The sequence below is a fragment of the Phenylobacterium sp. genome (genome assembly GCF_031412415.1).
In the GTDB taxonomy this organism is placed as follows: Bacteria; Pseudomonadota; Alphaproteobacteria; order Caulobacterales; family Caulobacteraceae; genus Phenylobacterium.
Genome location: NZ_JANOCX010000195.1, coordinates 1 through 9,862, shown reverse-complemented (window position 1 = coordinate 9,862; position 9,862 = coordinate 1). Strand labels below are relative to the sequence as shown.

Sequence of the window (9,862 nt, the reverse complement as noted above, 5' to 3'; positions counted from 1 at the left end):
CCAGTTCAACACCTGGTATCACCTGGCCCTTGCTCACTACCTTCAGGGCGCGTGGGACAAGGCCGAAGCGGCCTACCGGCGCTGCATCGCGTGGGTGCGGCCCGACGACTATGACGGCCTCACCGCCTGCCATGACTGGCTCTACATGACCCTGCGGCGCAAGGGCGACGCAGCGGGCGCGCAGGCGGTGCTGGCGGCGATCCCGTATGACCTGCCCGATGAGGCGTTCGTCGAGGGACCATCCTACTATCGCCGCCTACGGATGTACCGTGGCGAGCTTGAACCCGAGGACCTATTGAACCCGGAGAAGGGCTCCCAGGTCATCCACGACGTCGAAACCATCTACGCCACCCAGGGCTACGGCGTGGGGAACTGGTATCTCTACAACGGCGAGATGGACCAGGCGCGGGCGGTGTTCGAGCAGATCCTCCAGGGCCGCAGCCGCTTCGCCTTCGGCTACATCGCCGCCGAGAGCGACATGCAAGAGCTTGACGCCGCCACGCGCTCGCCGACGTCGGATCGGGATTGACCCGTCGCTCTGCGCGCACGCGGTCGTGAATAGCCTAGCTTAAGAGTCTGATTGACCAAGGTTCTTTCGGGGCGCACCTTTTGCGCGTCGCCTTGCTTGCGCAGGCGCGTAGTGGGCGAGCTCCGGCGGCCCCTGATGACCTGCCGGAAGGCCCATTTGGGCGCCTGTCGCAGTCTGGCGGAGGACTTGTCCTCTCAGAACAGAATGCGAAGGAAACGCCATGCAATCCGGACCCCACGACGGTGAAGTCCATCACCGCAAGAACAGACACCTGCTCGAGCGCTTCGAAGGCTACACAGACCTGATCGTTGTGGGGATGATCATCATCCTTGGGGCGGCCATGCTCGTGGGTCTTCTGACCGCCAACGGCAAGGTGACCTGGTAAGCGTCCTGCGGGTCGGCGACCGGGTCAGAGCGCCCTAGCCAGCACCAGGTCGTCGTACTCGTTCGCGCCCACGCGGAACTTCCGCACGCCCGCCTCGACATAGCCCTGGCGGGCGTAGAAGGCGATCGCACGCGAATTTCCGCCGAACACGCCCAGCAGCATCCGGGTGAAACCGGCCTGGGCCGCGGCCTCCATGGCCGTGGTCATCAGCTTGGCGCCCAGCCCTGTCCCATGGAACCGGTTGAGCAGGTAGATGCGCTTGAGCTCGACATCGTTCTCGCCGGTGGGGACCGGCAGGTCAGGCGGGGTCAGGGCCGCATAGCCCACCGCGGCCCCGCCCTCGCCCATCTCGGCCGCCCAGAGGTTGTAGCCGGGCTTGGTCAGCCAGGCCGCGTACAGCGCCTCGCCATGCTCGGTCCTGCAGTGGCTGACGATGTCGGAGGATGGCAGGACCCCCGCATAGGTCTCCAGGAACGTCGCCTGCCCCACCAGGGCCAGTGCGGCCTCATCGCCCGGGCGACAGGCCCGGATGGTGATGCTCATGAACGCGCTCCCTCAACACGGCCTGGCGGCCCGAATCTGCTCGACGCGGCGTCAGGCTGGCTCCGAACGAAGAGCTAGGCTAGGCATGGAACCAACTAACCAACGATCACCATCGGGGAGGATGGCATGGCCGGACGGGTCGAAGGCAAAGTGGCGCTCATCACCGGCGGGGCGAGCGGCATTGGGCGCGCCTGCGCCGAACGGCTCGCCCAGGAAGGCGCGACCGTCGTTGTCACCGACCTGCAGGACGCCAAGGGCGCCGAGGTCGTGGCCGCGATCCGCGCCGCCGGCGGCAAGGCCGAGTACCTGCATCACGATGTCACCCAGGAACAGGCCTGGATCGACGTCATCGCCGCCGTCAAGGCGAGCCAAGGCCGCCTCGACATCCTGGTCAACAACGCCGGGATTGGGCTTTCGGCCTCGGTTCTGGAGATGCCGCTGGCCGATTTCCAGCGCCAGTTCGCGATCAATGTGGACGGGGTGTTCCTGGGCTTGAAGCACTCCATCCCCCTGATGCGCGAGGGCAAGGCGGGCGGCAGCATCATCAACATGTCGTCGATCGCCGGCCTCAAGGGCTCGCCCCGCATGTCGGGCTACTGCGGCACCAAGGGCGCCGTGCGCCTCATGACCAAGTCGGTGGCGATGGAATGCGCCAATGAAAAGGACGGCATCCGGGTCAATTCGATGCATCCCGGCATCATCGAGACACCGATCTGGGACTCCATCATCGGCACCGGCGATCCCGGCGACAACGCCCGCCCGGCCCGCCCCGCGGTGCTGGACGCGCTCACCGCCGACGCAGTCCCTATGGGCGTGAAGGGCTATCCCGAGGACATCGCCAACGGTGTCCTGTGGCTGGCCTCCGACGAGAGCCGCTATGTGACCGGCGCGGAGATGGTCATCGACGGCGGCCTGACGGTGAAGTAGAGGCGGCTCCATGCCTGCCATCCTTCACGTCGTCTTCGGCCCCTCGGGCGCCGGGAAGTCCACCTACGCCAAGGAACTGGCCCGGCGCGAGCCGGCCGTCCACTTCGCCATCGACGACTGGATGGCCCGCCTGTTCGCCGCCGACATGCCCGAGGCCCTCGAGTTCGAGTGGATGATGGAGCGGGTCGAGCGCTGCGAGGCGCAGATCTGGTCCACGGCCGCGGCGACCATGGCGACCGGGACCTCGGTGGTTCTCGACCTGGGCCTCATGCGCAAGGCCGACCGCGCGCGGGTCGCCGAGATCGGCGCGGCCGTGGACCTGCCCGTTCAGTTCCACTTCGTCACCGCCCCCCAGGCGGTGCGCAAGGCTCGCGTCGCGGCGCGCAACCAGCAGCGCGGCGAGACCTTCGCCATCGAGGTGAATCCGGAGATGTTCGAGTTCATCGAAGGGGTCTACGAGGCGCCCGAGGCCGAGGAACTGGCCGGCTGCATCGTGTCGGAGAGCGCTTAGGTCCCCGCGAACAGCCAGGCCGGCCAAGTGGCGTCGGCCGCCCGCTGGAAGGCCGGGCGTCGCGCCAGGCGGGCGTTGTAATCCATCAGGGCCGGCTCCGGCAGGTCCTTGCGGAACAAGGCCGCCGACAGCGTCGAGCCCAACATGACATCGGCGGCGGAGAACTTGCTTCCCAGCAGGTACTTGCGGCCGCTCAACGCCCCCTCGATCACGCCCAGCATGTCGTCGAAGCCGCCGAAGCCGGTCTCGGTCCCCGGCAGGTCGATATGCTTGGGATGCAGGCTGATCAGCGGGTCCAGCACCGCGGTCGAATAGACCATCCACTTGAGATAGGCGCCGCGGTCGCCGTCCTCGATCCGGGGCGCCAGGCCGCCATAGCCGTAGCGGTCCGCAAGGTAGATGCAGATCGCCGGGTTCTCGCTCACCACCACCTTGCCGTCGGTGACCGTGGGGACCTTGCCGGACGGATTGAGCTTCAAGTATTCCGGCTTCTTCTGATCGCCCTTGCGGATGTCCACGGTCTGGACTTTGAAGGCGACGCCAAGCTCCTCCAGCAGCCAATAGGCCGTGAACGCGCGGCTGGCGGGCGAGTGGTAGAGGGTGATTCCGCGCTTTGGCGTCATGCTTGGCCTTTCCGACTTGCCGCTTATCTAGGTTCGCGGCACGCTAGGCGCCAGACGAACCAATCAGGCCTCGATGGGCATGCTGCATTGCACCCCTTGAGTTATCGCAAGCAAGCTTCTATCCTCTACCCCCCCGGACGCCCGCGCCCGCGGCCGGCATCGAACCTCTCAAGCGCAAACCCGAGTCCCCGTCTACCATGGAAAAAGTCCCGATGACCGCCGAGGGCTGGAAAGCTCTCGACGACGAGTTGAAGCGTTTGAAGACCGCTGAGCGGCCGGCCGTGATCGCTGCGATCTCGGAAGCGCGCGCGCACGGCGACCTTTCCGAAAACGCCGAGTATCACGCGGCCAAGGAACGCCAAGGCTGGATCGAAGGCCAGATCGCCGACATCGAAGACAAGATGGCGCGCGCTCAGGTGATCGATGTCTCCAAGCTTTCGGGCAGCCAGGTGAAGTTCGGCGCCACGGTCTCCGTGGTCGACGAGGACACCGAGGAGAAGGCCCGCTATCAGATCGTCGGCGAACACGAAGCCGACGTGAAGAAGGGCAAGATCTCCATCCTGTCCCCGCTGGCCCGCGCCATGATCGGCAAGGAAACCGGCGACGTCGTTGAGGTGCACACGCCCGGCGGCGGCAAGGCCTATGGGATCACCAAGGTCGACTGGGTCTGACACCCGGCCTTGGCCCTTTGACGAAGGGCTAGCGACTTGGCGTCACCCCCTGACCAGCGTCCGCTGATCGTCTGGGCCGTCTCCGACGGCCGCGCCGGCATCGAGGCCCAGGTCGCGGGGCTCGCCGCCGCCGTGGCCGCGCGCCGGCCGACGAAGGTTGTGGTCAAGCGAGTCGGTTGGAAGGGCCGGATCGGACGCCTGCCCTGGTGGCTGAACCTGCTTCCACAACGCTTTCTCACGCCGCAGAGCGAGATCGGGCCGCCGTGGCCCGACATCTGGATCGCCGCCGGCCGCGCGACCCTGCCGCTGTCGCTCCGCATCAAGGCCTGGTCCGGCGGCAAGACCTATGTGGTCCAGGTCCAGGACCCCCGCCTGCCGCCTTCGAAGTTCGACCTGGTCATCCCGCCCAAGCATGACCGCCTGGCCGGGGCCAACGTCTTCCCGATCATCGGCTCCCCCGGCCGGGTGAACGCCGACCGCCTCGACGCCGACCTCGAGCGGTTCAAGAGCCTGCTGGGCCCCCTGCCCCGGCCCCGTGTCGCCGTGGTGATCGGCGGCAAGTCCAAAGCCCACGACCTGTCGCCCAATCGCGCCGCCGCCATGGCCCGCGAGATTGAGGCGCCGGTGGTTCAAGAGGGCGGCTCGGTGATGGTCACCTTCACCCGGCGCACCCCGCCCCAGGCGCAAGCGATCCTGGCGTCACGGCTGAAGCACCTCCCCGGCGTCATCTGGGACGGAAGTGGCGAAAACCCGTACTTCGCTTACCTGGCCGCCGCCGACTACATCCTGGTCACCGAGGACTCTACGAACCTCGCCACCGATGCGGCCTCCACCGGCAAGCCGGTGTTCATCCTCAAGATGGACGGGACCAGCGTGAAGCTGCGCCGCTTCCATGAGGACCTTGAACGCCTGGGCGCCGCACGCCCCATGGGCGACGGCTTCCACAACTGGATGTACGAACCCCTGGCCGAGACCGACCGCGCCGCCGCCGAAGTTATCGCGCGCTACGATGATTGGAGCGCCAAGCCATGAGCGTGATGGTCCGGATCGCCGGCCCATCCGACGCGCCCGCCGCGATCGCCATGGACGCGGTGGCGGGCCGCGCCCCCCAGCGCCGAGACTGGATCCTCCGCGCCTTCGCCGGCGAGAAGGATCGCGTGGCTCGCCTGGCCCTGATGGACGGCGAGCCCGCTGGCTTCATCGTCGTCGGCGAGTTCCTGTCGTTTCCGTTCGTCGACCTGATCGTCACGGCCGAGCACGCGCGGCGTCGAGGCGTCGCCAGCGCTCTCATGGCGGCGTTCGAGGGTGCGCATGCAGGCCAAAAGCTGTTCGTCTCGACGAACGTTTCCAACGCCCGCATGCGAGCCCTGCTGGTGGCGCGCGGCTACGTCCTGAGCGGTCAGGTCGACAATGTGGACCCCGGCGACCCAGAGCTCTTCTTCGCCCGCCTGCCCGCGCTGTAACGTCGCCTTTCCATGGCGAAGGTTTAGGCCTCCCATGGCTGCGAGATGATTCTCCAGCCGCGCATCCTGTTCGTCGCGAACGCCGGCCCTGATGTCGGGGGCGGTCACGTGATGCGCTCCTTGACCCTCGCCAAGGCGCTGAGCGCCAAGGGCGCGGCCTGCGTCTTCCTGGCGACGCCGCAGGTCAGCGCCGTCCTGGACGCCTTTGGCCCTGACATGTCCCGGGAGGACGCCACCTCCATCGACGCCGAGCACCTGGCCGACGCCGCCACCGGCGTCGCCTTCGACGCCGTGGTGTTCGACCACTACGGTCTGGAGCGCGCAGAGCACGAGGCTGTCTCCCACGGCCGCCCGACCCTGGTGATCGATGACCTGGCCGACCGGCCGCTGGCCGCCGACCTTGTGTTGGACGCCGGCCCCGCGCGGGTCGCGGCCGACTACGCATTCTTCGCGGGTGACGCCCGGCTGCTGCTGGGACCCGACTACGCCCCGGTTCGTCCTGAGTTCGCCGATCTGCGCGAGGCGGCGCTCGCTCGGCGCGGCGGCCCTGTCCAACGTGTGCTGGTGGCCCTGGGTCTGACCGATCTGGGCAAGATCACCTCCCGCGTCGTCGATCATCTGCGCCAGCGCAACGGCCAGGTGGCGCTCGACATCGTACTGGGCGCCGGCGCGGGCAGCCTGCCGGGGCTGCGCAAGGTTGCCGCCCACGATCCACGCATCACCCTGCACGTCGACACCCAGGACATGGCCGCCCTCACCGCCAACGCCGACGTGGCCATTGGGGCGGCGGGCTCCACCACTTGGGAACGATGCGTTTTGGGCCTGCCCTCCGCCCTGCTGATCCTCGCCGACAATCAGCGCCCCGCAGCCCGGGCGCTGGCTGCCCGCGACGCCGCCCTGGTGGTCGACGCCCAGGACGCCGACTTCGAGGCGGTGCTGGACCGGGCCATCGTGCGGCTCATGTCGGACGCCGCCACCCGCGCGCGCCTCAGCGCCGCCAGCGCCGAGGTTTGCGACGGCCTCGGGGCCGACCGAACGGCCGACGCCTTCCTGAAGATCATCGCCGCCCGCGACGCCTCGCCTCAGGCCAACCATCCTTAACGGAATATTGGCGACCGCCGCACCACCCTGGGCCATCGGTTGGGAGAGCGCGCCGTGGGCGCGCCAGGGTTTCATGCGCACGCTTCGCGACATCCGCGGCCTGAAGTTCCCCGACGAGTTCGTTGTGCGTCACTTCTTCAAGCGCGGCTTGTCCAACAGGAGCGGCCGGGTGCTGGAGCTGGGCAGCGGCACAGGCAACAATCTTGCGCTCTACGCGCAGTACGATTGGGACCTGACGGGGGTCGATTACGACCAGTCGGCCCTGGACGACGCGCGCTGGAACCTGGGCGACGCATCGACCTTCATACAGGCCGACCTCTCGAACGGCCTCCCAGCCTTGGACGGCAAGTTCGACGCCCTGATCATCCCCAACCTCCTCTGCTACCTGACGCTGGCGCAGGCGAAAGCTGTGCTCGCCGGCCTGAAGGCCCACCTCGCACCGGGCTGCGAAGTCTTCGTCCGCACCCGCCTTGTCGACGACTACCGCTATGGCCGAGGTGAGATGATCGAGCCCGACGGATTTCGCCTGGCCACGCCGGAGACCGGCGAGGCAGGCCTGTTCAACCTGTTCTACACCCAGGCTGGCCTGGTCGAGCTGCTGACCACCACACTTGGCCTCGCCGAGCGCGAAGAACTGGCCGTCCGCTTCGACAACGTCCAGGCGGGCCGGCGAGTGCCGGGCAACAGCGACCTGGTGGTCTGGGGCGTGGCCTCGTGAGCCCGCGCCGGGTCCGCATCGTCGGCGGCGGCCTGACGGGCGTCCTCGCCGCCTTCCAGGCCCATGCCCTGGGCTGCCGCGAGATCGACCTGCATGAGCGTTTCGACGAACTGGGCGGCGTCGCCCGCGCCCGCCAGGCCCATGGCCTGGAGCTACGCGAGGGCTGCATCTATTTCGGCCCGCCCGGCGATCCGATGCGCGGTCTGCTGGAATCCCACGGGATCGCCTTCGAGGACTTCGAGAACCGGTTCGGCTCGGTCAGCCCCGCCCCCGGCGACGAGTTGACCATCACCCACGACTTCGGCGGCCCAGCCCTGGTGGCCCGCGACCTGACCCTGACGCCTCTGGCCGGCGAAAGCCTGACCGACCGGCTGCGGGCCTATCCCACTGAGATGGCCCAGAGCCTGACCCGCTATTGCCAATGGCACCTGGGGACCTGGCTGGACGAGGTCCACGAGAGCGCGGCCATCCCGCTCGCCATCAACCGGGTGTTCCCGGTCGGACCGGACATCGCCCAGATCGCCGCACGCAAGCGCGCCGATCCCCTGCACGACGAGCTCTACGCCATCCCGCGCCAGCTCTGGGGCCGCTTGGCCAACGCCACCGCCGCCCTGCCGCGCGGCGGGTTTGGCAGTCTCTTCGCTCAGTGCCGCCGCGAACTGGAACGCCTGGGCGTCCGCATCCACGACACCTCGATGGTCTCGCCCCGCCAAGCCTTGGCCGCGCGCGCGCCGGGCGAGGCCCTGGTCTGGGCGGCCAACCCCATGCCGCTGTTCAAGCCGCTGGGCCTGGAGGCGCCCAAGCTCATCAAGAAGAGCTTCGCCACCTACGCCTTCAAGGTCCGCTACGGCGGTCCCCTGCCCTTCTACGTCCAGAACTTCACGGCCCAGGGCGCGATCTTCCGAATCTATCTGTACGAGAGCCGCGGTCACGCCGTCCTGCTGGCCGAGTGCGTGAAGGAGGCCTGCGACGCCGAACTGCGCCGGGAAATCCACCGCCTGATGTCGGGCTTCGGCGGCGCGTCCCTGAGCCTTGGCGAACAGGTGGCCGCCAATGTCGGCCCGCGCTGGATCTACCAGTCGGTCGACGCCATGAAGAAACTGGCCGGCCTGCGCGCCGGCTTCGCCCGCACGATGGGCGACGCCTTCGTCCCCGGCGCCTGGGAGCCCTACGCCAAGGCCGAAAAGTTCGCGCAGGTGAATGCGGGCCTGGCCGCCGCGCTGGACGCCGCCGAAAGCCCCGCCGCCGTCTCGGCCGCCTGAACATGTCGCCCCGCGTCGCGGCGATCATGCAGCCGACCTTCCTGCCCTATCTCGGCTATTTCCACCTGATCGCGGCCAGCGACGTCTTCGTCTTCCTCGACGACGTCCAGTTCGCCCGCCGCTCCTGGCAATCGCGCAATCGTATCCTGGGCCCGGGCGGCGAGGTGATGCTGACCGTCCCGGTCCAGAAGCACGACCGCGACACGCCCATCTGCGCCATCGAGATCTCGGACGCCGAGCCCTGGCGCGACAAGCACCTGGCCTCGATCCGCCACGCCTACGCCAAGCGTCCGGCCTTCGCCGAGGGCATGGTCTTCCTGGAAACGGCCCTGGCGACGACCGGCAAGCTCGCCGATCTCAACCGCGCCATCGTCGAGGGCGCCGCGCGAAAGCTCAGCCTGACCACCGAATTCGTGAACGCCAGCGACCTTGGCTGCCCCGGCCATCGCTCCGAGCACCTGTTGGCGATCTGCCGGGCCGTGGGCGCGACGGGATATCTCTCGCCGATGGGCTCCCACGACTACATGGAGGACGACGGCGTGTTCGCCGCCGCGGGCTTCCCCGTGGCTTTCCAGGGCTTCGTCGAGGTCGCCTATCCGCAAGGCCGCGAGCCGTTCACGCCCTACATGGCGTTCGTGGACGCCCTGATGAACCTCGGCTGGACCGGGTTGCGCGCCCTGATCGATGAGATGGCGGCGCGGTCCTAGCGGACCATGTCCCAGGCCATCGGCTCGCCGCGGGCGATGTCGCGCTTCGCGGTCTTGCCCAGCACCTCGTCTAGGTGGGCCGGCGCGAGGCCGTTGCCGGGGCGGATCGAGCGGACATTGGCGCGGCTGAGCGTCTCGCCCGCCTTCACGTCGGCGGTGACATAGAGCGAGCGGCGGAACAGCAGAGATCCTCGTTCCGAGCCTAGGGTGTCGTAGTGCGCCCGGCCCAGGGACTTCCAGGCGTCCTTGCAGTCGCGCACCAGGGCGGTGAACTCGTCGGGCTCCAGGCTGAAGGCGGCGTCCGGGCCGCCGTCGGCGCGGGCCAGGGTGAAGTGCTTCTCGATCACGCAGGCGCCCATGGCGACCGCGGCCACCGAGGCGGCTGTGCCGGGCGTGTGGTCCGACAGTCCGATCGGGCTCTC

14 protein-coding genes are annotated in these 9,862 nt (G+C 68.4%); 11 read left to right on the top strand and 3 right to left on the bottom strand.

Annotation, left to right across the window (positions count from 1 at the left end; genetic code table 11):
• Positions 1-529, top strand: a 529-nt coding sequence (locus tag RMO04_RS09410; RefSeq protein WP_309644523.1) for a tetratricopeptide repeat protein, incomplete at its 5' end; no start/stop codon positions are given.
• Positions 530-749: 220 nt separating this feature from the next.
• Entirely contained in the window at positions 750-914 is a 165-nt protein-coding gene (locus tag RMO04_RS09405; RefSeq protein WP_309644522.1) for a hypothetical protein, read from the top strand.
• 24 nt (positions 915-938) lie between these two features.
• On the opposite strand, the gene RMO04_RS09400 is transcribed toward RMO04_RS09405, so the two are convergent.
• Positions 939-1,457, bottom strand: coding sequence for a GNAT family N-acetyltransferase (locus tag RMO04_RS09400; protein ID WP_309644521.1), 519 nt, complete (start codon positions 1,455-1,457; stop codon positions 939-941).
• A gap of 126 nt (positions 1,458-1,583) precedes the next feature.
• On the opposite strand from RMO04_RS09400, the gene RMO04_RS09395 reads away from it, so the two are divergent.
• Complete coding sequence (locus RMO04_RS09395; RefSeq protein WP_309644520.1) at positions 1,584-2,384, top strand: glucose 1-dehydrogenase; 801 nt, start codon at positions 1,584-1,586, stop codon at positions 2,382-2,384.
• Positions 2,385-2,394: 10 nt separating this feature from the next.
• The gene (locus RMO04_RS09390; RefSeq protein ID WP_309644519.1) at positions 2,395-2,895 is read left to right on the top strand and encodes an ATP-binding protein; all 501 of its coding nucleotides are present in this window, start codon (positions 2,395-2,397) and stop codon (positions 2,893-2,895) included.
• Here RMO04_RS09390 and RMO04_RS09385 read toward each other — a convergent pair.
• Positions 2,892-3,518, bottom strand: coding sequence for a glutathione S-transferase family protein (locus RMO04_RS09385; protein WP_309644518.1), 627 nt, complete (start codon positions 3,516-3,518; stop codon positions 2,892-2,894). The genes RMO04_RS09390 and RMO04_RS09385 overlap by 4 nt on opposite strands.
• A 197-nt stretch (positions 3,519-3,715) precedes the next feature.
• On the opposite strand from RMO04_RS09385, the gene greA reads away from it, so the two are divergent.
• The 7 genes from greA (at position 3,716) to RMO04_RS09350 (ending at position 9,440) form a co-directional block, all read left to right on the top strand.
• Positions 3,716-4,189 (top strand): transcription elongation factor GreA, encoded by a 474-nt coding sequence (gene greA, locus RMO04_RS09380; protein ID WP_309644517.1) that lies wholly within the window; start codon positions 3,716-3,718, stop codon positions 4,187-4,189.
• Positions 4,190-4,225: 36 nt separating this feature from the next.
• On the top strand, positions 4,226-5,221 hold the full coding sequence (locus tag RMO04_RS09375) for a mitochondrial fission ELM1 family protein (protein ID WP_309644516.1): 996 nt from the start codon (positions 4,226-4,228) through the stop codon (positions 5,219-5,221).
• Positions 5,218-5,652, top strand: coding sequence for a GNAT family N-acetyltransferase (locus RMO04_RS09370; RefSeq protein ID WP_309644515.1), 435 nt, complete (start codon positions 5,218-5,220; stop codon positions 5,650-5,652). Before RMO04_RS09375 ends, RMO04_RS09370 begins: the two co-directional genes overlap by 4 nt.
• A 45-nt stretch (positions 5,653-5,697) precedes the next feature.
• Entirely contained in the window at positions 5,698-6,753 is a 1,056-nt protein-coding gene (pseG, locus tag RMO04_RS09365) for a UDP-2,4-diacetamido-2,4,6-trideoxy-beta-L-altropyranose hydrolase (RefSeq protein ID WP_309644514.1), read from the top strand.
• Between the two features lie 73 nt (positions 6,754-6,826).
• A complete protein-coding gene (locus RMO04_RS09360) occupies positions 6,827-7,471 on the top strand; it encodes a class I SAM-dependent methyltransferase (RefSeq protein WP_309644513.1) in 645 nt (214 codons plus the stop codon).
• Positions 7,468-8,733, top strand: a complete 1,266-nt coding sequence (locus RMO04_RS09355) for an NAD(P)-binding protein (protein ID WP_309644512.1) — start codon at positions 7,468-7,470, stop codon at positions 8,731-8,733. Before RMO04_RS09360 ends, RMO04_RS09355 begins: the two co-directional genes overlap by 4 nt.
• A gap of 2 nt (positions 8,734-8,735) precedes the next feature.
• Positions 8,736-9,440, top strand: a complete 705-nt coding sequence (locus RMO04_RS09350; RefSeq protein WP_309644511.1) for a WbqC family protein — start codon at positions 8,736-8,738, stop codon at positions 9,438-9,440.
• Here the strand turns inward: RMO04_RS09350 and RMO04_RS09345 are convergent.
• Positions 9,437-9,862: N-acetylneuraminate synthase family protein (locus RMO04_RS09345; RefSeq protein WP_309644510.1), on the bottom strand; the 426-nt coding region annotated here is incomplete at its 5' end. The genes RMO04_RS09350 and RMO04_RS09345 overlap by 4 nt on opposite strands.

Bases quoted from the DNA above. Each gene is read 5' to 3' on its own strand.
- RMO04_RS09385 (WP_309644518.1), bottom strand. From the start codon at position 3,518: ATGACGCCAAAGCGCGGAATCACCCTCTACCACTCGCCCGCCAGCCGC.
- RMO04_RS09360 (WP_309644513.1), top strand. From the start codon at position 6,827: ATGCGCACGCTTCGCGACATCCGCGGCCTGAAGTTCCCCGACGAGTTC.
- greA (WP_309644517.1), top strand. From the start codon at position 3,716: ATGGAAAAAGTCCCGATGACCGCCGAGGGCTGGAAAGCTCTCGACGAC.
- RMO04_RS09350 (WP_309644511.1), top strand. From the start codon at position 8,736: ATGTCGCCCCGCGTCGCGGCGATCATGCAGCCGACCTTCCTGCCCTAT.
- RMO04_RS09390 (WP_309644519.1), top strand. From the start codon at position 2,395: ATGCCTGCCATCCTTCACGTCGTCTTCGGCCCCTCGGGCGCCGGGAAG.
- RMO04_RS09405 (WP_309644522.1), top strand. From the start codon at position 750: ATGCAATCCGGACCCCACGACGGTGAAGTCCATCACCGCAAGAACAGA.
- RMO04_RS09400 (WP_309644521.1), bottom strand. From the start codon at position 1,457: ATGAGCATCACCATCCGGGCCTGTCGCCCGGGCGATGAGGCCGCACTG.
- RMO04_RS09370 (WP_309644515.1), top strand. From the start codon at position 5,218: ATGAGCGTGATGGTCCGGATCGCCGGCCCATCCGACGCGCCCGCCGCG.
- pseG (WP_309644514.1), top strand. From the start codon at position 5,698: ATGATTCTCCAGCCGCGCATCCTGTTCGTCGCGAACGCCGGCCCTGAT.
- RMO04_RS09395 (WP_309644520.1), top strand. From the start codon at position 1,584: ATGGCCGGACGGGTCGAAGGCAAAGTGGCGCTCATCACCGGCGGGGCG.